Raw genomic sequence first — 26,612 nt, forward strand, 5'->3', positions numbered from 1 at the left:
AACAGGAATGTAACGATTTACTCAGGGTCGGAGCTGTAAATCAACCTTTCCTCGCATGGGGCCACGCGAAGAATGTTGGTTGTGCCCGGTTGGTTGAACGGAACACCGGCGGTGACCACGATCTGGTCGTCCTCCGACGCGAAACCATCCTCGCGCGCGGCACGTGCGGCGCTGACCACGGCGGTCTTGAACCGCTCGACCACGCCGGCGGTAACGACACAATGCGTTCCCCAGCTGAGCGCAAGGCGCCGTGCGGTGCCGACCAGCGGCGTCAGCGCGATGATCGGGACATGCGGCCGTTCCCGCGAAACCAGCAACGCGGTTGTGCCGGACTGGGTAAAGCAGCAGATGGCCTTGATATTCGTCGTCTCCGCAATCTCGCGCGCAGCCACCACGATGCCATCTGCAATCGTCGTTTTCTTGCCGCCGCGTTGCGCCGCGATGATTTCAAGATAGTTCGGGTCGCTTTCAACCTCGATGGCCACGTTGTTCATCGTGGTCACCGCTTCGATCGGGAAGCTGCCAGCGGCAGATTCAGCCGACAGCATGATCGCGTCGGTGCCTTCGTAAATGGCCGTCGCCACGTCCGAGACTTCGGCACGGGTCGGCATGGGGCTGTCGATCATCGATTCGAGCATCTGCGTCGCCACGATTACCGGCTTGGCAACTGTGCGGCAGCGGCGGATCAGGCGCTTCTGGATCGGCGGCACGTTTTGCACCGGAAGCTCGACCCCCAAATCGCCACGGGCGACCATGATGCCGTCGGACACGGCAAGGATTTCGTCAAATGCCTTTACCGCCGCGGGTTTCTCGATCTTGGACATGAGAGCAGCGCGGCCATCGGCCAGTTTACGGGCCTCTTCTACGTCCTCGGGGCGCTGCACGAAAGACAAGGCCAACCAGTCGACGCCCAACTGGCACACAAATTCCAGATCCTTGCGGTCTTTGTCGGACAGCGCCGCCAAAGGCAGCACAACGTCCGGTACGTTCACGCCCTTGCGGTTGGAGATTGTGCCGCCAACAACAACTTCGCAATTGGCGAAATCAGCACCGCAATCTTTCACCTTGAGGCGGATTTTGCCGTCATTCACCAGCAGGCTAGAGCCGGGCTCCAACGCTGCAAAAATCTCTTTATGGGGCAGCTGCACGCGGTTTACGTCACCTTCGGCAGGATCAAGGTCAAGCCGGAAGGGGGCGCCCACGACAAGCTCCTCTTCTTCATTCGCAAAAACGCCGACGCGCAGTTTCGGCCCCTGAAGGTCGGCCAGAATGGAGATCGGCCGCCCCAGATCTTTCTCGATCTGCCGGATGATCTGGTGGCGCACGCGGATTTCGCTGTGGTCGCCATGGGACATGTTCAAACGGAACACATCTGCGCCCGCCTCGAACAGCGCGCGGATCATGTCGTAGTCATTGGAGGCCGGACCAAGGGTGGCCACGATCTTAACCTTGCGTAGTCGTCTTTGCATAATTGTCCCTCGGTCAGCATAAATGTTAGCGGTATCATATGACGGATTTCGCACCGCACCGCAACTGGCGCTTTGCTCTATTCAAGGCTATTATGGGCCAAATTGTAACAGGCAAAATATCCCGTGACCGCTGAAAGCTACGAAATTGTGGGCAAGACCCGCCCGTCGCGCGTGGTCTGCCTGTGTGACCACGCAACAAACACAGTCCCCCACGGCCTGCCCCCGCGTCTTGGACTTCCGGAAAGCGACATGGCCCGCCACATTGCCTATGACATCGGCGCGGAGGGTGTGACCCGCGCCCTCGCGGATGCCTTTAACGGGCCTGCGCTTATGTCACGATTCTCGCGATTGGTGATTGACCCGAACCGCGGCGAGGACGACCCGACGCTTTTGATGCGCCTTTATGACGGCTCGATCATTCCGGCGAACCGCGACGCCTGCCATATGGAACGTGAACGCAGGCTCGACGTTTATCATCGGCCCTATCACAATGCAGCCACAGCCCTTGTTGCCCAACGCGAGGCGCCTGTGGTCGTGTCGGTCCACAGCTTTACGCCTCAATTAGCAGGCCGTCCTCCGCGCCCTTGGCATGTGGGCGTGCTGTATGCCCGTGACGAGCGGCTGGCCGCGCCACTGCTGTCGCGCCTGCGCGCCGAAAGCGATCTGTGTGTCGGTGACAACGAACCCTATACCGGACGCCTTCCCGGCGACACGATGGAGCGCCACGCTTTGACGCACGGGCATCTGCATGTCTTGATTGAACTGCGCAACGACCTCATCTCTAGTGAGACACAACAACAGGCATGGGCCGCGCGATTGGCGCCCATGATCACCGCAGCCGTTGCGGATGCCGAACGCTAAAGGAGCCTTGACCATGGACGCCCAAACCAAGCTGGAACTGGAAGCCGCCGCTTTCCGCACCCTGCAAGCCCACCTGCAAAAACGCACGGATGTGCAAAATATCGACATGATGAATTTGACGGGGTTTTGCCGCAATTGCCTGAGCCGTTGGTATCAGGAAGCCGCGAATGAGCGTGGGATCGAGATGAGCAAAGACGAGGCCCGCGAGGAGTTCTACGGCATGCCCTACAGCGACTGGCGCGAGAAATTCCAGACCGAGGCGAATGACACGCAAAAAGCAGCGTTCGAGATTTCCCACAAAGACGCCACTTAACTGTGAATTGGGTCGCAGCATCCTTATGTGATAGGATGACCGCAAAGGAGACCAAGATGAAACGCCTGACCCTAGCCGCCCTGCTGACCGCGTTGGCCCTGCCCGTGGCCGCCAGCCAGACGCCTATGCGCGAACACCTGAAGCAAGAGCTGCCCACTTGGGGCTATTCCGACGTGGATGTGGACGGGCTGACCCGTGCGCAGGTCGTGCATATCAACCACCTTCTCCATAGCAACAAATCACCGGCGCAAATTCGCGGCAATATCGGTGCGGTTTTGGGTGACAGCTTGTTGAAGACGCTGTTCGGACGCCAATGATCCGCGCTTGCGCCATTGTCGCGCTACTGGCGTTGACCGCACCCGTGAGTGCCGCGCCGAACGAGCAGTTGCTGCGCTCGATCGAGCATCGGTTGGCGTTCTGGAATGTCGGCCCTGTGGACTACAAGGCGCTGACGACCTCTCAGGCCGCGGCTTTGCATATGAAGCTGAGCAACGCCCCATCGCGCTTCTCCGGGCGGTCACATATGTTCCGCCAGGAGTTGCTGACAATTCTGCGATGGGATGGCAGCGAAAAGAACTACTCGCTCAACAAGTCAGACTAAAGCGCCTGCTTCATGCTTTCTTCCAGATAGATTTCGCGCAGGCGTAGGGCTGACTTGCCCGGCTTGCCGTCGCCCAACGTCACCCCGTCAATTTCCACTACGGGCATAACGAAGGTCGAGGCCGAAGTGATAAACGCCTCGTCCGCGTTCTTGGCTTCGTCAATGGTGAAGGGCCGTTCCTCGACCTGCATTTGCGCCGCTTCGGCATAGGCCAGCACGGCGGCACGGGTGATCCCGTGTAGGATTTCGTGGCCCAGATTGCGGGTAATGATTTTGCCGTCTTTCACGATATAGGCGTTGTTAGAACTGCCTTCGGTCACGTGACCGTCCTCGACCATCCACGCATCATCGACCCCAGCAGCCTTGGCCATCATCTTGGCCATGGACGGGAACAGTAGCTGCGTGGTCTTGATGTCGCGGCGCGCCCAGCGCTGGTCTTCGACCGAGATCACCTTCATGCCGGTTCCCACCTTCGGGTTGTTCAGCAAGTTGGCCGTTTGGGTGAACAGCACAATGGTCGGCGTCACATCCTCGGACGGGAAGGCAAAGTCGCGGTCGCCGGGATTGCCGCGCGAGATTTGCAGATAGATCATGCCCTCGGTCAGCTCGTTGCGCTTGACCAGTTGGTGATGCACCTCCAGCAGATCCTCGGTCGAGATCGGGTTCTGCATTTGCAACTCGTCGAGCGAGCGTTTCAGGCGTTTCGCGTGACCATCAAAGGCGATGATCTTGCCGTCGAGGATCGACGTGACCTCATAGACCGCATCGGCGAACAGGAAGCCGCGATCAAAGACCGAGACCTTGGCCTCTTCTTCCGGCAGGTACTCTCCGTTCACGTAAACGATGCGGCTCATTTTGTTATCCCCATAGCTCGGGCTTGGGCGCGTGGACCCCGGCCTCGTCAAAAATCAAAGGTTCATCGCGGTCTTCGGCCAGAAGAAGCGGGCCGTCAAGGTCGGTGAAGGCCACGCCCTGCGCCAAAATGGTCGCCGGAGCCATCGCCAGCGACGATCCGACCATGCAGCCGACCATCACGCCGTAGCCCTGCGCCAGCCCTGCATCCTTCAAGGCGAGCGCCTCGGTCAGGCCGCCGGTTTTGTCGAGTTTGATGTTGATCACGTCATATTTGCCCTTGAGGGACGGCAGCGACGCGCGGTCGTGGCAGGCCTCGTCGGCGCAGACAGGCAGCGGGCGGTCGATTTCGGCCAGCATGTCGTCGTTGCCTGCGGGCAAGGGTTGCTCCACCAGCTTCACCCCAAGGCGCACCAGATGCGGGGCGAGGTCGGAGTAAACGTCCGCCGTCCAGCCCTCGTTGGCGTCGATGATAATCGGAGTATCAGGCGCACCACGGCGCACGGCCTCTAGTCGGGGCATGTCGTCGGGTGTGCCGAGTTTGATTTTGAGCAGCGGACGGTGGTTATGCTTGCGCGCGCTGGCTTCCATCGCGGCGGGATCAGCCAGCGACAGGGTGTAAGCGGTGATCTCGGGCTTGGGCGCGGGCAGACCCAGCAAGTCCCAAACGCGGACGCCAGCTTTCTTGGCCTCCCAATCCCACAAAGCACAATCGACCGCGTTGCGCGCCGCCCCTGCGGGCAGCACGCCTTGTAAGGCAGTGCGCGTGATCTCGGACGGCAGCGACAGGATTTCCGCGATCACGGAATCCAGCGTCTCGCCATAGCGGGCATAGGGGACGCATTCGCCCTGCCCGACCACGCCGTCGCGCTCGACGCGGACGGTCAAGACTTGTGCCTCGGTGCGGGAGCCGCGCGAGATGGTGAACACCTCGGCCAGCTGGAACACGTCCTTGGTGACTGTGATGCTCATGGCGCGATCCCCCTAAAGTGCTTCGAGCGCATCCACGAGACGCTCCGCCCCGAAGCGGAACGGGTCGGTGGTGGGCAGGCCCATGCGGTCCTCGACTTGCTTGATGTAGGCGCGGGCTTCGTCCTCGGTCATGTGCTGGGTGTTGATGGAAATGCCGGTGACCTGACAGGCGGGGTTCGCCACCTTCGCCATGGTCAACGCGGTTTCGCGCAGAGTTTCCAGCGACGGTTGCTGGTAGTCCGGCAAGCCGCGCATGTGCTTGCGGGTTGGCTCGTGGCACAACACCAGCGCATCCGGTTGACCGCCATGGATCAGCGCCATGGTCACGCCGGAATAGGACACGTGGTAAAGCGAGCCCTGCCCCTCGATATGGTCCCAGTGGTCGTCGTCATTGTCGGGGGTCAAATATTCCACCGCGCCCGCCATGAAGTCGGCGATCACCGCGTCCAGCGGCACACCGCCGCCGGTGATCAGGATGCCGGTCTGGCCGGTGGGACGGAAGGTGGATTTCATCCCGCGCTTGACCATCTCGGCATCCATGCACAGGCCCGTATACATCTTGCCGACCGAACAATCGGTGCCGACCGCAAGACACCGCTTGCCCGTGCGCTTGACGCCGTTGGCGATCGGATAGGCGACGGAGGGGATGCGGACGTCATGCAGGGTACCGCCGTGGACCTTGGCGGCGCGCTGGATTTCGTTCTCGTCACGCAGCAGGTTGTGCAGGCCCGACGCGATGTCGTAGCCCATTTCCAGCGCCTGAACGAGCACCTCTTTCCATGCGTCGGAGATATAACCACCCCGATTTGCCACCCCGATCACCAGTGTTTTAGCGCCTGCGTCCAGACCCTCTTGCAAGCTCATGTCGGTCAGGCCCACGGTGGTGCCGCAGCCCTCCATACGGAACTGGCCCACGGCGTTTTCCGGACGCCAGTCCTTGATGCCTTGGGCGACTTTTGCGGACAGGGCGTCAGGTGCGTCGCCGAGGAATAGGAGGTAAGGGGTCTGGATCATGGCAGGTCTCCGTATACGTGATTTGGAGGCAGCATAGGAGGCTGTTTGGCGGATTTTGTCCGCGATATCCTGACTTGCAGCTATGAGGTGGGAGAAACCTCCACTTAGGTGCTGATTTATCGAAGATTATTCGTCGCCACCCAAGTCGGACCAGATATCTTCAACCCAACCTTTGATTTGCAGCGATTCCTCCCAGCGGTTAGACAGCTCTTTGCCGTCCGCGCCCGTCATCGCGTATTCGGGCGGGCCAAGCTCGCACAGGAAGATGCAGTCGCCGGTTGCGTTGCGGTCGCGCCAGCTTGTCATGCCCTCGCGCCACCAGGTTTTGAACAGCTCGACCCATTTCTGGTGCTGCGGGAAATCCAGCGGCAACTGGATTTGCTGGCGGGACGCGACGCGGCCCTGAAAACTGTCGGAGCGTTCGAGAACGCGACTGATCAGGCCAAGGTCGTGGTCGGATAGTGGATACCAGAATTCGCGGTCCACGACGTAGTGGCTGAGGTCGGCGCAGACCCGCATATCGGGGATGCGGCCCAGAAGTTGCAGCATGGTGTAGAGGTCATTGGTGATGCAGTTGCGGTGAGTCTCGAACTGGATCGGCATGCCGATTTTGTCGGACATCTCCATCCACGTCTCGATCACCGGCACCATGTCATCAAGTGCAATCGGCATGACCTGCCCGATGACGTCGACAAACGGCGCGCCGAAGTCCTTGGCCATTTTCAGCGTGTCTTCGAGGCTTTCCACCGTCTTGGGGAAGGCGACGATCAGGGGGGTGAGGTTGTTGCGCTCCATATGCGGGCGGACGGCGTGCGCGACCTCCACATCGGACGCGCCCAGATCAATCGCCATGCCGTCGAAGCCCGCGCCCGCGACCATGTCGCAGACCTGATCGTAGGGCAGTTTCACCCCCGTCTGGTCATGCGGCTGCATCGCCCAGAGGGAGGTGTAGACCTGTAGCCGCCTCATTCAGCCGGTATCCGCGCGGCGCGGCCGCCGGAGGTGGGGACGACCCAGACCTCGTCCATCGGGTATTGGCTTTCGTCTTTTGCCATCAACTTGCGGATCACCTCGATCTGGAATTCGATCCAGCCCATGCGATGCACCTCGCCCGCTTGCGCTTCGATTTTTTCGTTCAAGTCCCGCAGCTTCCAGAACGGTACGGCGGGGAAGACGTGGTGCGCGGTGTGGTAAGGCATTTGCCAGCACAGCCAGCGGATCACGGCGTTGGTGCGGGTCGAACGGGTGTTCTCCAGGATGTCATCCTCGTGGCTCAGGCCCAGATGTTCGATGGTGTTTTGCAACTGATGGATGGGCTTGGTCAGCACCATTGGCAGCAGCCAGAATGTAACGGCGACCCAAGAGCCGGCAGCGATGGAGAGGACGGCAATCAAGGCGTAGAGGGCGACGTGAATACGCGCCTCGCGGATGATCTTGGACTCTTCCTCGGCGCGGATGAACGGCTCCAGAATGATCCCGCGGGCGCGGCGAATGTTGCCGAAAATGCGGTTGCGCCAATAGGTGATGCCGCTGAGCCAGAGCAGGTAGGTGGTCAGCGTATAGGGCTCGCGGACCAACTCGCCGTCGCGCTCCCAATCCTGCGTATAGGTGTGGTGGGCGAAGTGCATCACCTGATCAAAGTCACGCGGGAACAGCTGGATGAAGCCGATGATGCGCCCGAACACCTCGTTTGCCCTGCGGGTTTTGAAGACGGTGGCATGGCTAAGTTCGTGCTGCGCCGCATAGAGGACGTTCAGCAAAATGCCGAGTGCCGCGCCGGTGAGCCAAACCCAAGCAGTGCCCATGGCTTGCGCGTGGAGAATGACCACGAGGGCAATCGCACCGAGATGGCTGGCCATCTGCATGGCACCCTTCAGGTCGGACCGTTCGTTGAGCGCGCGGAGTTCCTGAGGCGTGACGAGTTTGCGGCGTGAGAAGCTGGCTTCCATGAATTGTCCCCATCTAAAAGTAAGGCGCCAGTTTGACCTGTATTTTTTCTCATGTCATACGATAATTATTCAGCTATCGCATGAAATGGATTCATATACCGATCCCGTCGACCTCTGCCCTGCGCGCCTTGGTGACGCTGACCCGTACCGGCTCCATCACCGGCACGGCGGAGGCATTGTCGGTGACGCAGTCCGCGATCAGCCATAAATTGAAGGCTTTGGAGGAGCAGTTGGGTTTCCCGCTGATCCGCCGCGAAGGGCGCGGAGTGCGGCTGACGGAGCGCGCGCGCCAATATATATCGGAGATCGGCCCCGCCCTTGAGGTGCTTGCACGCGCGTCGCAAACGCAGGCCCTGACCGGATCGCTGACTTTAAACGTCGCCTCCGGCTTCGCCGCTAGCTGGCTTGCCCCGCGCATCGGTGGATTTCTGGCCAAGCATCCCGGCGTTGCGCTTCGGATCAACACCCCGCGTGGCTATGGTGACTTGGGCGCGCGGCGAAACGATCTCTACATCAGCTTCCTGCTTCCTGACGAGGTGCCGCCGGGGTCTACCAAGCTCGTCGATGTCGGGTTCTTTCCAGTCGCTGCCCCGTCCATGGTCGGCGGGCAAATGGTGCATGATGCCACCGCCTTAACCCGATTTCCCTTGCTGCATCTCGACAACCGTCAGGACTGGCAACGCTGGATCAGCGCGGCAGGTAGTACTAAAACACCCGATGCCGGTGTGGTGTTTCAGGATTTGCAAATCATGGAGATGGCCGCGAAGGCCGGACAGGGTGTATCGCTGGGCGACCGCCTGACCAGTCGTGCGGCGATGGAGCGGGGGGAGTTGATGCAGGTGCATCCGTTCGAGCTTCCGTCACCCCGCGCCTACTGGCTGGTGCATGGTAATGCACTGCCCAGCGAGAGCGCGCGGGCGTTCGAAGCGTGGTTGCTGGCGGAGCTTTAGTGGCTCGGCAAAAGAGCGACCGGCGCGTCCTCTTCCTGCACGAAGTCCAGCGCGGGGCCTTTGGCGGTTGCGGTATTGCGCTTGAATTCGAACACAACGGCTTCGCCGTCGAATGACGTAGCGACGACCAGAGCCTGATACAAATGACGCGACCCATCGTAGATGTCGACAAGACCACGCAAGCGCGGCGCAAGCTCCCGCTCGATCGCAAAATTGCTGCTGGTCAGGCGCACCAAGGGGATCATATCCTCCCCCGATTGCACGCGAAGGCGGGTCTTTTTGGAGGCGGCTTTCAGCCGCGCCTTAGCCAATCCGTCTTCAATGTCTTTGGGCAAAAATTCGATCATCGCAGCGATTCCTTTACTCTCCCTCGGGGAATATTGAGCATCGAACCCGTTAACATCAAGTTTTTACGACAATTTTATGAAACTTTGACCTTCGGGCGCAGCACATGGGGCGTTTCGGGATCGTACAAAGCGCTGTCCCGGAAGTCCTTCACCTCCGCCAATGCGGGGCCAACGAGGATCAGCGCGGTGCGGGTAATCTTCTCGGCACGGACCTTTTCGCGGATGTCTTTGAGCGTGCCGCGCAGGTAAAGCTCGTCAGGCCACGAGGCACGATAGGCGACGATCACGGGACAGTCCTCGCCGTAGTACGGGATCAACTGGCGCTCGATCTCGCGCAGCGCGCGGATGCCCAGATGGATCGCCAAAGTGGCGCCTGTGCGGGCGAAGTTTTCCAGCGTTTCACCTGCGGGCATGGAGGTCGATTTCATCGACATACGCGTCAGCACGATGGATTGCGCGATTTCCGGCACGGTCAATTCCTGCCCCAACGCGGCGGCGGCAGCGGCATAGGCCGGGACGCCCGGAATAATCTCGTAAGGGATACCCTCGGTTTTCAGGCGGCGGATTTGCTCGGCAATAGCCCCGTATAGTGACGGGTCACCGGAATGGACGCGGGCGACGTCTTGGCCTTTGGCGTGGGCCGCGACGATCTCAGCGTGGGTATCGTCCAACGTCATGGGCGCGGTGTCCATGACGCGCGCGCCGTCGGGTGCGCCCGCGACGACCTGTTCGGGAACCAACGAACCCGCGTAGAGACACACTGGGCAGCGGGCGATGGTTTTCTGCGCCTTGATGGTCAGCAGCTCGGGATCACCGGGGCCTGCGCCAATGAAGTATACGGTCATAGGTCAGTTCCTGTTTTGGCCAAATCGCCGTCAATTTTGCGCGCATAGCCGCGCGGGGTATACATGCGCGGGCCTTCGCCCAGCTGCGCCAGTTTGGAGTGGCTGGAGCCGACCAGCACGACGGTCAGCATGTCGACCTCGTCGACCTCCAATTCGTCCAAGCGGCGGTAGCGCACGTGTTCTTCGGGGCGGCCCAGCGACGATGCCAGCATGACCGGCGTGTCGGCGGGGCGGTGTTTCAGCAGGATGTCCCGCGACTCGGCCAAAAGCGTGCGGCGGCGCATGGAGACGGGGTTGTAGAAGGCGATGACGAAGTCGCCTTCGGCGGCGGCGTGCAGGCGTTTGACAATGTCCTCGCGTGGGGTCAGCAGATCCGACAGCGAGATGGCGCAGAAGTCGTGACCCAAGGGTGCGCCCGCGCGGGCAGCGGCGCCTTGCAAGGCCGAGACACCGGGGGTGGAGACGACTTCAACACGGCGTGCGGCGTCGGTGACGCCGAGGTCTTCTGGGCTACGGTCGAGCAGTTCGAACACCAGCGCGCCCATGGCGTAGATGCCCGCGTCGCCGGAGCAGATCAACGCCACGTTGCGGCCCTCGCCCGCGCGCTCCAGCGCGTAGCGGCAGCGGTCTTCCTCGCCTCCCAACGGGAAGTCGGAGCGATGCTTGCCGTAAGCCAGCGGTCCGAGCAGGTCGATATAGAGGCCGTAGCCGACCAGCTCTTCGGCCTCGTTTACAAGTTGCGACGCCTCGGGCGTACGCCACGAATGCTGGCCCGGACCGATGCCGATGATCGACAGCTTGCCGCGTGCGCGACCGCGCAGTTCGGTGATGGGCTGGGGGGCCAATGCTACAGCGCAGGTGGCGTTTTTGGTTTTGTGCTTGGGCGCAATCAGGGTGGCCGTGTCGCCCGCCCCTGCCAGTGCTGCGGCCTCAGACACGCCATGTGTGCCGACCTCGGCGAAGACCACATCGGACGGGTTTTGCAGGCGCGGGGTCTCTGCCTCCAGCGTCGCAGCGTCGAAGACGCGCACGGGGATGTCGAGCGCGCGGGACAAGGCATGGACGGCGGGCTCGTCGGCTTTAAGGTCCAGCGTGTAGATCGCCTTGAGCGCGGCTGGCGCGATGTTGGCCTCGATTAGGGTTTTCATAACGAGGTCGTGCAATTCTTCCGGTGCGCAATTGCGGGCGCAGCCTACGCCAAGGGTGGCCTGCTGCGGGTGGAACACGAGGTCTGCCGTGGCGGGTGCCGTGGTGCAGGCGATGGTCACAGCGTCGCCTTTGGGCAGGTCCGCCAGCCACGGGGTGTTGCCTTCTATGGTTGCACCTGCGCCGGAGAGCAGCTTGGCCATGACGTCTTTGGCGTTTTCGGGGTTGGCGAGGCGGTAGCCTGCGGGCGGCTCGTCGAGTGCCACGCCAAGCGCCACGTCGCCTGCGGTGGTGACGGCAGCGGTGGCACCCAAGGCTTGAGCGATTTGCGCGGCCAGACGGTTCGCGCCACGGTGACCGCCCAAGAGCGGCACCACCACTGCGCCGTCATCGGAGACGGACAGCACGGGCGGCTCGGCGGTTTTATCGGCCAGCACGGGGGCGACGGCGCGGATCAGGATGCCAGAGGCACAGACGCCGATGATTGGAGTGCCTGCTTGAAACAACATCCGCGTGTGATCCAGCGCGTTGGCGAAGAACACATCCGCCTGATCCACGCGGGTTTCGCGGCCATGCACGGGGGCGTCCAGCAGCTTGGCGATGCGGTGTGCGGTGGCCTCGCCCGCGCGGTTGAGGCACAGGATGACGGGTTTTACAGCCATGGATCGGCCCCTTTGGTCAGCAGAATAATTGAGAAATACGGCGCTTTTTCAGGCGCTTGAGAGAGCGGCAAAACCACCTCTTCTGGCAGCGTGGCGCGTTCGACATACATGGCTTGATCAGTCAGCCCGAGGTCGTCGATCACGGCGCGGATCTTGGGCAAGTGACGACCGACCTTCATGATGACAACGCTTTCCGCCCCGTCGATGCGGGTGCGCAGTTCGTCTTCGGGCAGAGGGCCGGGCAGGATCGTCAGGCGTTCGTTGCGGGCGGCAAGCGGCATCGCGGCGCGGGCGGCGCAGGCGGTGACGGAGGTGACGCCGGGGATGATTTGCGTGTCGAAGCGACTGGAGAGCCGCGCGAAGAGATACATGAACGAGCCGTAGAAAAACGGATCGCCTTCGCACAGGCAGACGACGTCTTCGCCGGTTTCCAGCACTGCGGCGATTTCCGCAGCGCCGGTGTCGTAGGCGTCCTGGGCGGGCTGGCGTTCGGTGCTCATCGGCACGTCCATGCGGATCTCATTGGTGCCTTTTGCAATGAGGTCTGCCGCGATTGAGCGGGCGAAACTGTCGCCGCCCGCCAGCGTCGGATAGGCGATGGTGGTCGCATTTTCGATCAGGCGCGCGGCCTTGAGGGTGATCAACTCAGGGTCACCGGGGCCGAGGCCGACGCCATAGAGCGTGCCGCTCATCGCTTCACCAAGCTCCATTGGGTGACGGTCATCGACGGGCGCCAGCCTGTCAGGCGGCCGACGGGTTCGGCGCGTTGCACGCTGATTTTCACCAGATCGCCGCCGTGTTTCTTGTGCAGGTCAATGAGTATCGCCTCGCTTTCCAGCGTCACGGCGTTGGCGACCAAACGACCCAGTGGGCGCAGGTTGTTCCAAGCGATGTTGAAGGTCTCGTGGCTGAGACCGCCGCCGATGAAGATCGCATCGGGCGCGTCGAGGCCGTGCAGGGCTGCGGGAACTTCGCCGTCGATCAGCTCCAGCTTGGGGGCACCAAGAGCCAGCGCGTTTTCGGCAGCCATGGCGCGGCGGTCGGCACGAGGCTCGATCCCCAGCGCTCGGGCATAGCGCGCCGCGCGCATCCATTCGATCGCGACGGAGCCGGAGCCTGTGCCGATATCCCAGAGCAGCGCACCACGCATGGGCATCAGCTTGGCAACTGTCGCGGCGCGGACCTCTTGCTTGGTCATAGTGCCGTCAGACTGGAACAGGCTGTCATCCAACCCCGGCACGCGCGGCAAAAGCGCCGCATCGGGGGCGGCGATGCAATGCACGGCGAGCGTATTGAAGGCGGGCACCTCGTGGGACCAATCGGCGGCGGTGCCATCGAAGCGTTGTTCTTTGTCGCCGCCCATGGAGGCCAGCACGGTCATCTGCGACTGGCCAAAACCACGCTCCGTCAGGAACTTGGCGATTTGCGCAGGGGTGTCCGCGCCGGTGGTCAGAATAATCAAGCGCTGGTCAGGCTGGATGAACGCCACCATCTGCTGCACGGGGCGGCCATGCACGGTGAGGGTTTCGACGTCGGCGAGGCTCCAGCCCATGCGGGCGGCGGTCAGTTGAAAAGCCGACAGTTGCGGGTGGTAGACGATTTGCGACGGGTCGATGGAGCGCCCGATGCGCGCCCCGACCGAGAACCAGAGCGGATCGCCGGTGGCCAGCACCACGACGCGCTTGCCATTGTAGCTTTGCAGCGTCTCGATCAGTGCGTCGAAGGGCGATGGCCACGCCACGCGGGAGGCGGTGATGTTGTCAGACAACTGGTGGTGGCGATCCCCGCCGATGATGACTTCCGCCGCCTCGACCACCGCGCGGGTGACGGGGGTGAGACCGTCCATGCCGTCCTCGCCAATGCCGACGATGTGGAGCCATTTATCGGTCACGTTTGATCCTCCGGCAGGCCAGCGGCAAGGGCATTAACGGCGGCGGATGCAAGGGCGGAGCCGCCTTTGCGGCCTCTGAGGGCGACGAATTCGCAGCCGCGCGGGTTGGCGGCAAGTTCTGCCTTGGACTCAGCTGCGCCGACAAAGCCCACGGGGAAACCGAGGATCACAGCGGGCTTTGGGAAGCCCTGATCGATGAGGTCCAGCAGGTGGAACAAGGCGGTCGGCGCGTTCCCGATGGCAACGACCGCGCCTGCGATATGCGGCTCCCACAATTCCACCGCCGCGGCCGACCTTGTGTTGCGCATCGCGGCAGCGCGGTCGGGGGTGGAGGGGTCGTTGAGGGTCACGATGACCTCGTTTTCCGCGGGCAGGTAGCGGCGGATGATGCCTGCGCCGACCATTTCGCAATCGCACAGGATCGGTTTGCCAGCGGCGAGCGCATGATGGCCTGCGGTATAGGCGTTATCCGAGAAAGCCAAACGGTCCGCGATTTCGACCATGCCGCAGGCGTGGATCACCCGTGTCGCGAGACAGTCGAGACCGTTCGGGAAACGGTCCAGATTGGCCTCGGCGCGGACCGTGGCGAAGCTTTGGGCGTAGATCGCCGAAGGGTCTTTTTCGTAGGGTCTCACGGGCGTTCTCGGGTTGTGAGGGCGGAGCCTCCGGCGGGAATATTTTGACCAAGATGAAACAGTCAGATCTTTGCCTTACGCGCACTTTCCGGTCCATGCGGGTGTTTGGCATGGGGATAGGGTGCGTGATGGTGGTGATCGTGATCGTGATCATGGTCGTGGTGATCATGGCCATGCGCATGGTCATGATGATGATGGTGGTGGTGGTGGTGACCTGCATCCTGAAGGCGGCACATGCCGGTGCAGAAGGTATCGCACAGCGCACAATCTGCGACATTTGAGCCCGGTGCGTTGGCACCCTGGCCTTCGACATGGTGGTGGTGCGATTCCTGAACCGCACCGACTTCCCCCTCGAAGCCCAGCACCTGCACGCGGTATTTGCACAAAACGCAGGTCGGCGGGGGCGTGTCGGAGAAGGCCGGATGGCCTTGGCGCGCTTCGGCGGGGATGGTCACGGACGCGCCGTTCTCGCCTGCCAGTATTTGCGTGCGATAGGCACAGATGCCGCAATTGGGGGGCGGGTTCGCGCCCATCTGCTCTGTGATACGTTCGGCAAAAGTGGCCAACACGGCGGCGTGGTCATTCAGGTAGCCAGCTTTGACGAACTCGATGTCGGTATGCTGTGCCGCGACTTGATCGGTGAAGCCGTAGATGCGGTCGATCAGGATGCCGGTGAACAGGAAGTAAGGGAACACCACGATGCGCTTGTAGCCGAGCTTGGCGGCGTGGCTCAGGCAGGGTTCGACCAACGGGAAGGTGACGCCGGAATAGCCGACTTCGACCCAGCCGAAGCCCATGCCTTCATGCAGCATGCGGGCGATCTTGGCGACGTTGCCATTGGCGTCAGGGTCGGAGGCCCCACGGCCGATGACCACGAGGCAGGTTTCCTCGTTCGGCACATGCTTCTGCGCGTTGGCAGCATCGACGGCTTCTTGGATGCGCGCGCCTGCGGCGGCGATCATCTTGGGGTCGACGCCCAATTCGCGACCATAGCTGACTTCGATGTCATGCTTGACGGCATAGGTATTCAGCACGGTGGGAATGTCGTTCTTGGAATGCATCGCGGCGAACAGCATGCCCGGCACGGCCAGAATTTTATCGCAGCCCTGCGCGCGCAGCTTGTCTAGGCCATCGCGAATTACAGGGTTGGCAAACTCGAGATAGCCGTATTCGACCTGCCACTCGGGGGGCAGATAGGATGGCAGCTTTTCTGCGAGGACGGAAAACTGGTCCACCGCTGCCTGAGAGCGCGAGCCGTGGCCGCAGATCATCACACCGATCTTGCTCATGCTGCTTCCTCTTCAGCGTCGTCGGACGTGTCCACCTCTGCTTTGTCGGTGTCTTTCTTGCCCTTCAGGGCCCCCCAGATAGACACCGCCAATGCGGCCCCCAAAGCGGCACCGGCGACCCAGTGATCGTGACCGGCAAACTCGCCCACATGGCCCACATGGGCTGAGGCGGCAGACGCCGGCAGCATTAGAATTGAGGTGAAAATCAGTCGGGTCATTGCGGCGCCTTTCATCCAAACTTCCATAGGGGAGAGATCGGGGCACGCACCCGCATCGTGACGATGCAACCGTTGGACCCCCTATCTGGGTCGATCCTAAGGCCGCCAACCTCTCTGGGCTTTTCGCCCTCGTCTTTCGAGTCGAAGGTATATGGGGCAAGACCGCCCGCCGCAATGGGGCAGAGCGGCGAGCGACGTTCCAAAACCGGCGTGATGCGCAGTTTCTGTGCATTCACGCGAGGTGACGGGTGCGGCGGCGCGGGCTAGCGTGCGGGGCGAAAGTGGAGGGTATTTCTTTGGGACAACTCGTAGACGGCGTTTGGCACGACACTTGGTATGACACGAAATCGACGGGCGGGGCGTTCAAACGCTCGACTGCCTGCTTTCGCAACTGGATCACGGCAGACGGCAGCGCGGGGCCATCCGGCGGGGACGGCTTCAAGGCAGAGGCCGGTCGCTACCATCTTTATGTATCCCATGCGTGCCCTTGGGCGCATCGCACGCTGATCTTCCGCAAGCTCAAAGGGCTGGAAGACCTGATCGACGTGTCGGTCGTTCATCCCGACATGCTGGGTGACGGTTGGACCTTTGAAAAAGACAGCCATGGTGCGACGGGTGACAGGTTGTACGGGCTTCCCTTTGCCCGCGACATTTATCTGAAGGCGGACCCGCAGGTGTCTGGCCGCGTCACTGTCCCGATCTTGTGGGACAAACAGCGCGAGACGATTGTCAGCAACGAATCCTCAGAAATTATTCGGATGTTCAATTCGGCCTTCGACGGGATCACCGGCAATATTCTGGATTTCTGGCCCGAAGCGCTGCGCGATGGCATCGAAGAAGTTAACGATCGCATTTACAGCACGGTGAATAATGGGGTCTACAAATCCGGGTTTGCGACCACCCAAAGTGCCTATGACGAGGCTGTCGGCCCGCTCTTTGACAGTCTTGAATGGCTGGAAAACCGATTGGGCGAAAACCGCTATCTGATGGGCGATATAAACACCGAAGCGGATTGGCGGCTGTTCACCACACTGGCGCGGTTCGATCTGGTGTATCACCTGCACTTCAAATGCAACCGCAAGCGGCTGATCGACTATCCCAACCTATGGGCCTACACGCGCGAATTGTATCAATGGGAGGGTGTGGCAGGGACGGTGAATTTCAATCACATCGTGCGCCACTATCACTACAGCCACGAGACGATTAACCCCAACCGCATCATTCCCATCAATCCGGTTCTGGATTGGCAGGAGCCACACGGTCGGGGCTAGGGCCTAGCGGCCGTGATACTCCACCAATGCCGCCAAGTCTGACGGCAAGGTGTTGGTGGGTACCATCGCGCACGCATTTGGCATGTAGCGGAAAATAGATCCGTCGGAAAAGAAGCTGTTGCTGGTCACGAAGACCACCTTGGCTTCCGGCCGCCGGAAATTTGCATAATCCGCGATGGCTGACGCATCACCCGCACGCGGGTGAAGGTTGAGATTTATGACGAGAACATCGAACGACTGCTGTCGCAACAGCGCTTCTGCTTCCGTTTGGGTATGAACGAGGGCAACTTCGCACCCGAGCCGACCAACATGATCAGCCCAGAGCTGGCCGAGGCCACCCCCATTTTCAACAATGAGAACTTCCATTAACTACTCCGACCTAGGCGAGGATTGGCCGGTACGCTTCCCGCAAAATTCAATTCTTTTTGGTCCCTGTGCTTGAGGGACACCCTATATTGCGCTCCGACTCCCTAACGAATGGTTAACAAAACGGTGGCCACCGCGACCTTCTTGCGTCTTTTACGATTTTCCGCTTCATGGTCCCCTGAACCGAATTGCAACGCGAGACCCCCGATGACCACTTGGATCACCATCTGCGACACCTGCAAACGCGACGACTGGGACGCCCGTGCGCTGGGGGTGACCGACGGCGAAGTGTTCGCAGACCTCATTGAGGCCGCCGCCATGGGAACCGCAGGCGTTCGCACGCGGCGCCATTCCTGCCTGATGGGCTGCGCGCGCGGCTGCAATGTGGCAATCCAGGGGGCGAACAAGCTGAACTACACCGTCGGTGAGTTTGAACCGTCGCAAGAAGCCGCCGAAGCCGTCGTCGGATATGCCGCCCTGCATGCGATAAGCGAGAGCGGGCAAGTGCCGTACAAGCAATGGCCTCAGGCCATTAAAGGCCATTTCGTAACCCGCCATCCACCTTTGCCGACCGATGAATAACCCCTCCCGCGACCACGGTGGCGGGTTAGACGCCGCCGTTGCACATTATGGCGGATCGCGGGCGCAATGGCTGGATCTGTCGACGGGCATCAATCCCGTTCCCTACCCGATAGGCACCGTTCACTCCGAGGCATGGACCGCCCTGCCCGACCGCACCGCGCACGATCGGATCATCCTGGCCGCACGCAGGTTTTGGGACGTGCCGGACGAAGCGGAAATTATCGCTGCCGCAGGGGCCTCGGCCCTGATCGCGCGCGCGCCACATCTGTTTGAGGGCGCGACCGTCACTATCCCGACGCCAACCTATAACGAGCACGCCGCCGCCTTTCGTGCCGCCGCTTGGACCGTGCGGGATCGCGACACATCGGACGTGACGGTCTTGGTGCATCCCAACAATCCCGATGGTCAAGTTTGGCGCGCCGAAAACATCACCGATAACACCATCATCGACGAAAGCTTTTGCGACGTCATGCCAGAGGTGAGCCATGTCGCCGACAGTTGGCGCAGCGACAGGGTTGTGCTGAAAAGCTTCGGCAAATTCTGGGGTCTGGCAGGGCTGCGCCTTGGCTTTGCGATTGCGCATCCCGCGACCATCGAACGCTTAGGTGATCTGCTGGGGCCATGGGCCGTCTCGGGGCCTGCCTTGGAAATCGGAGCACGGGCGCTGGAGGATTTGGCTTGGGCCGACGCCACGCGGGCGCGTCTCAGCAAAGATGCGGCGCGGCTGGATACGCTGATGGCCAAGGCCGGAGCCAAGCTGGAAGGCGGCACCACACTGTTCCGCCTTTATGATGTGGGCGATGCGGCGGCGTGGCAGGACAAGCTTGCGCAAGGTCACGTCTGGTCGCGCATCTTTCCGTATTCGGACCGCTGGCTGCGCCTTGGCCTGCCTGCACCGGATCGCTGGGACCAACTGGAGGCTGCGTTATGACTGTCGTATTTGCGATGCTTCTCGACGCAGTTCTGGGCGAGCCGAAATGGCTTTGGGACCGCGTGCCGCATCCTGCCGTGCTGATGGGTCAGGGGATTTCATGGCTTGAGACCCGGCTGAATACCGGCAAGGACCGTCGTGCGAAGGGCATCCTGCTGATTGTCCTTCTGGTTGCAGCCGCACTGGTCGCAGGCGCTGTGTTGTCCGCGTTTGGGCCGCTTGTCGAGATCGTCATCGGTGCAATTCTGATCGCGCAGCGCTCTTTGGCGGACCATGTGTCAGACGTCGCCCGCGCCCTGCGCCTCAGCCTTGGGGACGGGCGCATAATGGTCGCGAGGATTGTCGGGCGGGACGTCAAAACGCTCGACCAATCCGGCGTTGCGCGGGGCGCGATAGAAAGCGCTGCGGAAAACCTGAGCGACGGGGTAATCGCGCCGGTCTTCTGGTTTGCGCTGCTCGGCCTTCCCGGGTTGCTGGCTTACAAAATCATCAACACCGCTGACAGCATGGTCGGTTATAAGAACGACCGGTACGAAGAATTCGGCTGGGCCTCCGCCCGTCTCGACGATCTGGTGAACTGGCCCGCTGCCCGCCTTACCGCGATCCTGATCGCGTTGGTGCATTTGCGACCGAACGCCATGGGAGTGGCACAGCGCGACGCGGGGCTGCATCGCTCTCCGAATGCCGGATGGCCCGAAGCGGCTATGGCATCGGTGCTGGGTATCTCACTGTCAGGTCCGCGAAGCTATGATGGAACCTTGCGCGACGAGCCCTATGTGAACCCCGAAGGCCGCCACAGCGCAGGACCAGACGACATCGATGCATCGGTCACAGTGCTTTGGAAGGCCTGGGGCCTCACGCTAGCGTTCGTTGCCCTCTGGGGGGTGATTGCATAGGGTGCGCCGAAATTGTTTTTTGGAGTTTTCAATGCGCCACCTCTGCCTTGCCCTTGCTTTGTCTTCAATCACGCCCGCCGCCTTTGCTGCGTGCGGGGGAAGCTGGGCCTCGTTCGTTGGCGGCATGAAGGCCGAAGCGATATCGAAGGGTCATTCAAAATCCGATGTTGATCGCTTCTTTTCATCCGCCCGTCAGGACCCGAAGGTCCTGAAAGCCGACCGCTCCCAAGGTGTGTTCAAACGTGACTTCATTGATTTCTCGCGCCGCGTTATTTCGCAGTCGCGCATTAATAAAGGCCGGAGCAACGCCAAAAAATACGCGTCTGTTTTCCAACGCGCCGAGCGGGATTATGGCGTGCCTGCTGGTGTCCTGCTCGCGTTTTGGGCACTGGAAACCGATTACGGCGCTGTGCAAGGCGACTTCAACACGTTCAATGCATTGATGACCCTAAGCCACGATTGCCGCCGCCCCGAGCTCTTTCGCCCACAGGTTTTTGCGGCTTTGGAATTATTCGAGCGCGGCAACTTCGATCCGAAAACCACCAAAGGCGCATGGGCAGGCGAAATTGGTATGGTGCAAATGCTGCCCGAAGACATCATTGAAAACGGTGTGGATGGTGATGGCGACGGTAAGGTCAGCCTGAAAACATCAGCCCCGGACGCGCTTCTGTCCGGTGCCAAAATGCTGCGGTCTTTGGGGTGGACCCCCGGTCAGGCGTGGCTGCAAGAAGTGCAGGTCCCGTCCCAGATGGACTGGTCGAAAACAGGGGTGGACAGCACGCTTGATGTGACCGAGTGGGCGGCAATGGGCGTCAAACCACGATCGGGAAGTTTTCAGGGAAACAGCGGCTCCATTCTTTTGCCAATGGGCCGGAAGGGTCCGGCATTTATCGCCTATCCGAATTTTCGCGTCTATTTCGAGTGGAACCAAAGCTTCGTCTATGTGACGACAGCCGCATATTTCGCCACCCGCCTTTCCGGCGCGCCGGTCTACAATGCAGGCAATCCCGATCCGGGCCTTTCCGACGCGAATATGAAGGCCCTTCAGAAAAAACTGGCTGCGCGCGGGCATGACGTTGGCAAGATTGATGGCATTCTAGGCTCGGGAACACGCGGCGCGGTGCAGGCGGAACAAAAACGCCTTGGCTTGCCGGCTGATGCTTGGCCAACTGTTGAATTGCTCAAAAAACTCTAATGCACGAACCTCTTGGAATTGGGAAAAAATTGCTTTAATGCCTCCATCATTAACAAAGCTGGGGAGCTAAATAAAACAAATGGCAAAAGTTGATCTAAAACCACTGTCGCTGGCAGAACTCAAATCGCTGAAACTCCGTGTCGAAAAAGCAATTTCCCGCCACGACAAAAAACAAAAAAACAAAGCTCTGGCCGTTGTGAAAGCAAAGGCAAAGGAGATGGGTTTCTCGCTGGACGAGTTGACAGGTGGCACATCTGCCAAAAAACCGGCCGCGAAAAAGCCTGCGAAAGCGGCTTATCGCCATCCTGATGATGCAAGCAAAACTTGGGCAGGCCGCGGCGCACGCCCGCTTTGGCTGAAAGATGCGTTGAAGTCCGGAAAATCTTTGGAAGACTTCAAGGTTTAACCAAATCTGTTTCAGGGGCTTTCGGCTTTTCTCCAAAGCCCCTGAAGCAACGCCGCAAACGCCCAGCCTGCGCTAAAGTTCCAAGAATATTTCATACATTTTTTGGGAACGGACAGCGCAATATCACGTTCTTCTACCAGACACGCTTCGAGCGTAAAATCTGACAAAGGAGAATAGACTGATGAAGACTTTCCTCATTACTACCGCCCTCGTAACCGGCCTTGCAATGCCTGCGCTTGCAGACGGTCATTCCAGCAACATGACGTTTCTCGACAGTGCTAAAGAAAGCACCATGACGGCAGCCGAACTTCGTGTGTCGGACCTGATCGGTAAGCGCATCTACACCGCCGAAACCGATGTCGACACCGTCGCAAATGACGTGTCCACAGATTGGGAAGACATCGGCGAGATTAACGATGTGATCATGTCCCGCGATGGCAAAACCCGCGCGATCCTTCTGGATATTGGCGGCTTCCTCGGCATTGGTGAGAAGACCGTTGCCGTTAACATGGACGAGCTTAAACTGGTGGCAGATGGCGATGATGCCGGCGACTACTTCGTTGTCTTCACATCGAACCGTGCCGCTCTGGAAGGCGCGCCTGCGTTCGACAATGACACAGTCGGTGGGTGGACCGATGCCCACATGGACATGAAAACCGATGATGCCGAACCTCGGCTCGCTACGGAACGCGACGGATACACCAACTATGATCCATCGAAGCTGACAACTGAAATGGTGACCGGTGCCGCCGTCTACGACCAGAACGACGAGCATATCGGTGAGGTGTCGAAACTGATCCTGAATGACGCGGGCGAGATCACCCAAGCCGTCATTGATGTAGGTGGCTTCATCGGCCTCGGCGAAAAGCCGGTCGCACTGGCGATGAGCGAGCTGAACATTCTGCGCGAAACCGATGGCGACGACCTGCGGGTTTACGTTGATCAAACAAAGGAAACTTTGGAAGCGCTGCCTGAGTGGAACGACAAAGGCTAAGCTCACTAACACGAAAATATTTGGGCGCGCAGATTTTCTGCGCGCCCTTTTTTCATGCATTACGCGACCAGCTGCTCTGCTTTCTTCAAGTCAACAGACACCAGTTGCGAGACACCCAACTCAGCCATGGTCACCCCGAACAGACGATCCATCCGCGCCATTGTTACCGCGTGGTGGGTGATGATCAGGAAGCGCGTGTCTGTCCGGCGGGCCATTTCGTCCAGCAGGTCGCAGAACCGCGTCACGTTGGCGTCGTCCAACGGCGCGTCGACCTCGTCGAGCACACAAATCGGAGCAGGGTTCGCAAGGAACACCGCGAAGATCAGCGCCAGAGCGGTCAAAGTTTGCTCGCCCCCGGACAACAGCGACAGGGTCGACAGCTTCTTGCCGGGTGGTTGGCACATGATCTCCAGACCGGCTTCCAGCGGATCATCGCTTTCGACCATGACCAGCTTCGCCTCACCGCCTCCAAACAGGTGCTTGAACAGGGTGGCAAAGCTAGAGTTCACTTCCTCAAACGCCGTCAGCAAACGCTCGCGCCCTTCTTTGTTGAGCGAGGCGATACCCGTGCGCAGGGCAGAAATTGCCGCTTCCAGATCGGTCTTTTCGCTGAGCAGATGGTCGTGCTCTTCCGAGACCTCTTTGGCGTCTTCTTCTGCACGCAGGTTCACGGCACCCAACGCGTCCCGTTGACGCTTCAGGCGGTTCACGTCGGCCTCGACCCGCTCTGCCGGAGGCATGTCATCCGGGTTCGTGTCCAAGGTTTCGAGCAACGCCTGCGGGGTCGTCTCCATCTCTTCTTGGATACGGTCCACCGCGTAAGTCACCGTCTCTTTGGCGGCCTCGGCACGGGCATCCGCACGGGCGCGGGCTTCGCGGGCCTCGGACGCTTCGCGTTCGGCATCACGTTCAGTTTGCACGCCTTCACGCAGGGCCGTTTCGGCCTCGGCCAAGTTGTCAGCGGCTGCCTTCCGACGTGTCTCGGCTTCGTCAATCGCAGAGGTCAACTCGTCGCGTTTGGCCGCCAGCTCAGACGGCGCGGCAGAGGCTTCTTTCAGCTCGGCCTCGGAAGTTACCTTACGCTCCTCCAGCTCGCCGATCCGTTTGCCAGCGGTTTCCAGACGATGCTTCCAGCCGCTGACTTCGGTGGTGATTTCCTGGCTGCGCTTGGTCCGCGCCTCGCCCTCGCGGCGCAATTCATCATGTGAGGATCGTTTCGCCAGCATGGTCATGCGCGACGCCTCGACGGTCATTTTGACGTCTTCGACTTCGGCGCGCGCGGCGTCCAGATCGCCCAGATCCGCCACGCCCTTGTCGGCTTCGCGCAGACGTTCGCGGGCGGCCATCGCCTCTTCTTCATAGCGGGTCACGGCCAGTTCAAGGCTTTCGACGCGGCCTGCGGCAATAGACTTCTCGCCTTCGGCACGTGACACAGCACGCGACGCATCCGCCATTGCACGGTCGGCATCCTTGCGGGCCTCGCGGGCGTCCCGATCCGCTTGCGCCGCCTCCGCCAGCTCTTTGGTCAGCATCTCATGCGCCTGACGTGCACCATCTGCACGCGCCGTTGCGCCCTCAAGCGCTTGCTTCAACTCTTCCAGTCGGTTGAGCTGTTGCAGACGCATCGCTGCCGCAGAAGGTGCATCGTCAGCACCCGTGCGGAACCCGTCCCAGCGCCAGACGTCACCCTCCACCGAGACCAAACGCTGCCCCGGCAACAGCGACTCTTGCAGGCGGTTGCCGTCATTGGCGTCGACCAATCCGACCTGCGACATGCGGCGGGCCAGTACGTCGGGGATCGTCACATATGTGGTCAGCGGGCTAACGCCCTCTGGCAGGCGTTGCGGCTGCGGATAGGCCGCAAGGCGCGCCCAACCTGTGACTTCGTCGTCGTCGATTTGCGGTGCACGCAGGTCATCGGCCAAGGCCGCACCAAGCGCTTTCTCATAACCCGATTTCACCTGAACGACATCGAGCAGCTGGCCTTGCTCCGACGTGTCCCGATCCACCAAACGCGACAGCGCGGTGGCCTCCGCACGCAGGGCGTTTGCTTCGCCCTCAGCCTCCGAGCGTTGTGAGCGGGCGTCGCTTTCGCGGTTCTGCGCTTCGGAACGCGCCGCCTCGGCGGCGGTCAAATCGGTGTCGGATTTTTCAGCCTGAACCGACGCTTGGGACAACGCCGTTTGCGCCGCGATCAGCGATGTATCCGCGTTGGTCGCGGCGGCCTGCGCGTGATCAACCGAGGCGCGGGCTTTGTTCGCCTCGTCCTCGTAGCGCTGTAATGTCTTGGCCGCGTCTTCGCGCAGACGGTGCGCGGATTGGTGGCGCGCGGCAAGGCGGGCGACGTCCTCGGTATGCTCGGCCAGTTGCGTCTCGCGGTCTTGCAACACAGTCGCTGCTTCACGGGCTTCGGTCGCGGCGGCGTCCAGCTTGGCGACATGCCCCTCGGAGGCCTTGGCGATCTCGCGGGCTTCCCATTCCAGTCGTTCAATCGTCTCGCCCGCATCGCGGTTCAGCGCGGTTTCGCGCTCGATGTCGCGGGCCAGTTGGTCAATCCGCGCGGTCAGCGTTTCAATCGTTTGCTGCGCCTGACGTTCCTGATCCGTCAGCGTGTCGCGCTGAACCTGCAGGCGTTGCAGAACGGCGGCGGCGATGGCCTCTTCCTCGCGCAATGGAGGCAAGGTGTCTTCCATCGCTTGGCGCAACTTGGCGACTTCACGCACTTGCGCTTCGGACATAGCGGCCTGCTTCGTGCGCTCGGTCAGGATTTGGCTGGCGGTCAGGTTCGCGTCTTCGGCCTCTTTCCAACGACGGTAGAGCAGCATCCCTTCGGACTTGCGCAACTCCTCCCCGATTTCGCGATACCGCGCGGCTTGGCGCGCTTGGCGGGCAAGTTGGGCCAGTTGCGCGGCAAGCTGTTCAATCACGTCATCGACACGGGACAGGTTGGTCTCCGCCCCGTTCAGCTTCAACTCCGCCTCGTGGCGGCGTTGATACAAGCCCGAAATACCGGCGGCCTCTTCCAGAATACGGCGGCGGGCCTTGGGCCGCGCGTTGATCAACTCGGAAATCTGCCCCTGACGCACCAAAGCAGGCGAATGCGCACCGGTGGACGCATCAGCAAACAGCATCTGTACATCCCGCGCCCGCACGTCCTTGCCATTGGTCTTGTAGGCAGAGCCTGCGTCGCGGGTAATCCGGCGAATAATCTCCAGCGTGTCGAGGTCGTTGAACCCAGCAGGTGCCAAACGCTCCGAATTGTCGATATGCAGGGACACTTCCGCGAAGTTGCGCGCCGGACGCGATGACGCCCCCGCGAAAATCACGTCTTCCATGCCAGAGCCGCGCATGGACTTGGCGCGATTCTCGCCCATCACCCAGCGCAACGCCTCAAGCAGGTTGGACTTGCCGCAGCCATTTGGCCCCACAACGCCTGTCAGCCCGTCAGCAATCACCAGCTCAGTGGGGTCCACGAAACTTTTGAAGCCGTTCAGTCTGAGTTTAGAGAAGCGCAATGCGGACCTCGCGGGGGAATCGGTGTGTAGTGGGTTATTGTTTGAACCTAGCCCCCATGAGTCAACGTAAAACCACTGCATATGGCCGACTACACAGGGTTATCCCCAAGATGTTGCGAATTTCCGCTTAAGTCAGCGTGCCGCGAAATGCATGTGGGCTGTCGGAATCGACCTTGACCCGCACAGCGCCCCTGACGCATTGTGCCCAAGCATGGTTCCCCGCGACGTGCAAAGCACAGTGGGGAAAAATGGGAATTCGGTAGGCGTGACCCAATTAGGGACGCAACTCCGGAGCCGCCCCCGCGACTGTATGCGGTGAGCACCCTGCCAACGAGCCACTGGAGCAATCTGGGAAGGCGGCAGGATGCATCGACCCGCGAGCCAGGAGACCAGCCATGCGCAATGAAACCCCTCCCGTCGGGTGTGACGGGGCAAGGAGATA

28 protein-coding genes and 1 riboswitch are annotated in these 26,612 nt (G+C 61.0%); of the genes, 12 read left to right on the forward strand and 16 right to left on the reverse strand.

Features of this window, described 5'->3' with window-relative positions:
• Positions 1 to 17 precede the first annotated feature (17 nt).
• Positions 18 to 1,469, reverse strand: a complete 1,452-nt coding sequence (gene pyk / locus BUB72_RS11280) for a pyruvate kinase (RefSeq protein ID WP_073143818.1) — start codon at positions 1,467 to 1,469, stop codon at positions 18 to 20.
• A 123-nt stretch (positions 1,470 to 1,592) separates the two neighbouring features.
• Here pyk and BUB72_RS11285 point away from each other — a divergent pair, with 123 nt between their 5' ends.
• From BUB72_RS11285 to BUB72_RS11300, 4 genes are read left to right on the forward strand one after another with little or no spacing between them, the layout of a single operon-like run.
• Complete coding sequence (locus tag BUB72_RS11285; RefSeq protein ID WP_073143819.1) at positions 1,593 to 2,330, forward strand: N-formylglutamate amidohydrolase; 738 nt, start codon at positions 1,593 to 1,595, stop codon at positions 2,328 to 2,330.
• A 13-nt stretch (positions 2,331 to 2,343) separates the two neighbouring features.
• Complete coding sequence (locus BUB72_RS11290; protein WP_073143820.1) at positions 2,344 to 2,643, forward strand: DUF1244 domain-containing protein; 300 nt, start codon at positions 2,344 to 2,346, stop codon at positions 2,641 to 2,643.
• A gap of 56 nt (positions 2,644 to 2,699) precedes the next feature.
• Positions 2,700 to 2,960, forward strand: a complete 261-nt coding sequence (locus tag BUB72_RS11295; protein ID WP_073143821.1) for a hypothetical protein — start codon at positions 2,700 to 2,702, stop codon at positions 2,958 to 2,960.
• Entirely contained in the window at positions 2,957 to 3,244 is a 288-nt protein-coding gene (locus BUB72_RS11300) for a hypothetical protein (protein WP_073143822.1), read from the forward strand. Before BUB72_RS11295 ends, BUB72_RS11300 begins: the two co-directional genes overlap by 4 nt.
• On the opposite strand, the gene BUB72_RS11305 is transcribed toward BUB72_RS11300, so the two are convergent.
• From BUB72_RS11305 to BUB72_RS11325, 5 genes are all read right to left on the reverse strand, one after another.
• Positions 3,241 to 4,098 carry a D-amino-acid transaminase gene (locus tag BUB72_RS11305; RefSeq protein ID WP_073143823.1) on the reverse strand — a complete coding sequence of 286 codons (858 nt, stop codon included), beginning with the start codon at positions 4,096 to 4,098 and terminating at the stop codon, positions 3,241 to 3,243. The two genes, BUB72_RS11300 and BUB72_RS11305, sit on opposite strands and share 4 nt — an antisense overlap.
• Before the next feature lie 4 nt (positions 4,099 to 4,102).
• Entirely contained in the window at positions 4,103 to 5,068 is a 966-nt protein-coding gene (gene dgcA / locus BUB72_RS11310; protein ID WP_073143824.1) for an N-acetyl-D-Glu racemase DgcA, read from the reverse strand.
• A gap of 12 nt (positions 5,069 to 5,080) precedes the next feature.
• Positions 5,081 to 6,082 carry an N-acetyltransferase DgcN gene (gene dgcN, locus BUB72_RS11315; RefSeq protein ID WP_073143825.1) on the reverse strand — a complete coding sequence of 334 codons (1,002 nt, stop codon included), beginning with the start codon at positions 6,080 to 6,082 and terminating at the stop codon, positions 5,081 to 5,083.
• A gap of 126 nt (positions 6,083 to 6,208) precedes the next feature.
• Entirely contained in the window at positions 6,209 to 7,051 is an 843-nt protein-coding gene (locus BUB72_RS11320; protein ID WP_073143826.1) for a sugar phosphate isomerase/epimerase, read from the reverse strand.
• On the reverse strand, positions 7,048 to 8,031 hold the full coding sequence (locus BUB72_RS11325) for a fatty acid desaturase (protein WP_073143827.1): 984 nt from the start codon (positions 8,029 to 8,031) through the stop codon (positions 7,048 to 7,050). The genes BUB72_RS11320 and BUB72_RS11325 overlap by 4 nt, the downstream gene beginning before the upstream one ends.
• A gap of 80 nt (positions 8,032 to 8,111) precedes the next feature.
• On the opposite strand from BUB72_RS11325, the gene BUB72_RS11330 reads away from it, so the two are divergent.
• Positions 8,112 to 8,981: a LysR substrate-binding domain-containing protein gene (locus BUB72_RS11330; RefSeq protein ID WP_083588641.1), complete on the forward strand. Its 870-nt coding sequence runs from the start codon at positions 8,112 to 8,114 to the stop codon at positions 8,979 to 8,981.
• Here BUB72_RS11330 and BUB72_RS11335 read toward each other — a convergent pair.
• The 8 genes from BUB72_RS11335 to BUB72_RS11370 all read right to left on the reverse strand — a co-directional run bounded on the left by BUB72_RS11335 (position 8,978) and on the right by BUB72_RS11370 (position 16,014).
• Positions 8,978 to 9,328: a hypothetical protein gene (locus BUB72_RS11335; RefSeq protein WP_073143828.1), complete on the reverse strand. Its 351-nt coding sequence runs from the start codon at positions 9,326 to 9,328 to the stop codon at positions 8,978 to 8,980. The two genes, BUB72_RS11330 and BUB72_RS11335, sit on opposite strands and share 4 nt — an antisense overlap.
• A gap of 74 nt (positions 9,329 to 9,402) precedes the next feature.
• Positions 9,403 to 10,173 carry a precorrin-4 C(11)-methyltransferase gene (cobM, locus tag BUB72_RS11340; protein ID WP_073143829.1) on the reverse strand — a complete coding sequence of 257 codons (771 nt, stop codon included), beginning with the start codon at positions 10,171 to 10,173 and terminating at the stop codon, positions 9,403 to 9,405.
• Positions 10,170 to 11,981, reverse strand: a complete 1,812-nt coding sequence (gene cobJ / locus BUB72_RS11345) for a precorrin-3B C(17)-methyltransferase (protein WP_073143830.1) — start codon at positions 11,979 to 11,981, stop codon at positions 10,170 to 10,172. The genes cobM and cobJ overlap by 4 nt, the downstream gene beginning before the upstream one ends.
• Positions 11,972 to 12,673 (reverse strand): precorrin-2 C(20)-methyltransferase, encoded by a 702-nt coding sequence (gene cobI, locus BUB72_RS11350; protein ID WP_073143831.1) that lies wholly within the window; start codon positions 12,671 to 12,673, stop codon positions 11,972 to 11,974. Before cobI ends, cobJ begins: the two co-directional genes overlap by 10 nt.
• The gene (gene cbiE / locus BUB72_RS11355) at positions 12,670 to 13,872 is read right to left on the reverse strand and encodes a precorrin-6y C5,15-methyltransferase (decarboxylating) subunit CbiE (RefSeq protein ID WP_073143832.1); all 1,203 of its coding nucleotides are present in this window, start codon (positions 13,870 to 13,872) and stop codon (positions 12,670 to 12,672) included. Before cbiE ends, cobI begins: the two co-directional genes overlap by 4 nt.
• Positions 13,869 to 14,507 carry a precorrin-8X methylmutase gene (locus tag BUB72_RS11360; protein ID WP_073143833.1) on the reverse strand — a complete coding sequence of 213 codons (639 nt, stop codon included), beginning with the start codon at positions 14,505 to 14,507 and terminating at the stop codon, positions 13,869 to 13,871. The genes cbiE and BUB72_RS11360 overlap by 4 nt, the downstream gene beginning before the upstream one ends.
• A 62-nt stretch (positions 14,508 to 14,569) precedes the next feature.
• Complete coding sequence (locus BUB72_RS11365; RefSeq protein ID WP_073143834.1) at positions 14,570 to 15,796, reverse strand: sirohydrochlorin chelatase; 1,227 nt, start codon at positions 15,794 to 15,796, stop codon at positions 14,570 to 14,572.
• Complete coding sequence (locus BUB72_RS11370) at positions 15,793 to 16,014, reverse strand: DUF6732 family protein (protein ID WP_073144371.1); 222 nt, start codon at positions 16,012 to 16,014, stop codon at positions 15,793 to 15,795. The genes BUB72_RS11365 and BUB72_RS11370 overlap by 4 nt, the downstream gene beginning before the upstream one ends.
• A gap of 296 nt (positions 16,015 to 16,310) precedes the next feature.
• Here BUB72_RS11370 and BUB72_RS11375 point away from each other — a divergent pair, with 296 nt between their 5' ends.
• Complete coding sequence (locus BUB72_RS11375; protein ID WP_073143835.1) at positions 16,311 to 17,285, forward strand: glutathione S-transferase family protein; 975 nt, start codon at positions 16,311 to 16,313, stop codon at positions 17,283 to 17,285.
• Positions 17,286 to 17,288: 3 nt separating this feature from the next.
• On the opposite strand, the gene BUB72_RS11380 is transcribed toward BUB72_RS11375, so the two are convergent.
• A complete protein-coding gene (locus BUB72_RS11380) occupies positions 17,289 to 17,651 on the reverse strand; it encodes a response regulator (RefSeq protein ID WP_073143836.1) in 363 nt (120 codons plus the stop codon).
• A gap of 207 nt (positions 17,652 to 17,858) precedes the next feature.
• Here BUB72_RS11380 and BUB72_RS11385 point away from each other — a divergent pair, with 207 nt between their 5' ends.
• The 6 genes from BUB72_RS11385 to BUB72_RS11410 all read left to right on the forward strand — a co-directional run bounded on the left by BUB72_RS11385 (position 17,859) and on the right by BUB72_RS11410 (position 22,655).
• The gene (locus BUB72_RS11385; protein ID WP_073143837.1) at positions 17,859 to 18,233 is read left to right on the forward strand and encodes a DUF1636 family protein; all 375 of its coding nucleotides are present in this window, start codon (positions 17,859 to 17,861) and stop codon (positions 18,231 to 18,233) included.
• Entirely contained in the window at positions 18,226 to 19,164 is a 939-nt protein-coding gene (locus BUB72_RS11390; protein WP_073143838.1) for a threonine-phosphate decarboxylase, read from the forward strand. The genes BUB72_RS11385 and BUB72_RS11390 overlap by 8 nt, the downstream gene beginning before the upstream one ends.
• Positions 19,161 to 20,060 (forward strand): adenosylcobinamide-phosphate synthase CbiB, encoded by a 900-nt coding sequence (gene cbiB, locus BUB72_RS11395; protein ID WP_073143839.1) that lies wholly within the window; start codon positions 19,161 to 19,163, stop codon positions 20,058 to 20,060. Before BUB72_RS11390 ends, cbiB begins: the two co-directional genes overlap by 4 nt.
• Positions 20,061 to 20,091: 31 nt before the next feature.
• Positions 20,092 to 21,255: a lytic murein transglycosylase gene (locus BUB72_RS11400; RefSeq protein ID WP_073143840.1), complete on the forward strand. Its 1,164-nt coding sequence runs from the start codon at positions 20,092 to 20,094 to the stop codon at positions 21,253 to 21,255.
• A 79-nt stretch (positions 21,256 to 21,334) separates the two neighbouring features.
• On the forward strand, positions 21,335 to 21,661 hold the full coding sequence (locus BUB72_RS11405) for an H-NS histone family protein (RefSeq protein ID WP_073143841.1): 327 nt from the start codon (positions 21,335 to 21,337) through the stop codon (positions 21,659 to 21,661).
• Between the two features lie 181 nt (positions 21,662 to 21,842).
• Entirely contained in the window at positions 21,843 to 22,655 is an 813-nt protein-coding gene (locus tag BUB72_RS11410; RefSeq protein ID WP_073143842.1) for a PRC-barrel domain-containing protein, read from the forward strand.
• A gap of 59 nt (positions 22,656 to 22,714) precedes the next feature.
• On the opposite strand, the gene smc is transcribed toward BUB72_RS11410, so the two are convergent.
• Positions 22,715 to 26,170 carry a chromosome segregation protein SMC gene (gene smc, locus BUB72_RS11415; RefSeq protein WP_073143843.1) on the reverse strand — a complete coding sequence of 1,152 codons (3,456 nt, stop codon included), beginning with the start codon at positions 26,168 to 26,170 and terminating at the stop codon, positions 22,715 to 22,717.
• Between the two features lie 195 nt (positions 26,171 to 26,365).
• Positions 26,366 to 26,582: riboswitch (cobalamin riboswitch) on the forward strand.
• Positions 26,583 to 26,612: the final 30 nt, after the last annotated feature.

The sequence above is a fragment of the Litoreibacter ascidiaceicola genome (assembly GCF_900129235.1).
Classification (GTDB): domain Bacteria; phylum Pseudomonadota; class Alphaproteobacteria; order Rhodobacterales; family Rhodobacteraceae; genus Litoreibacter; species Litoreibacter ascidiaceicola.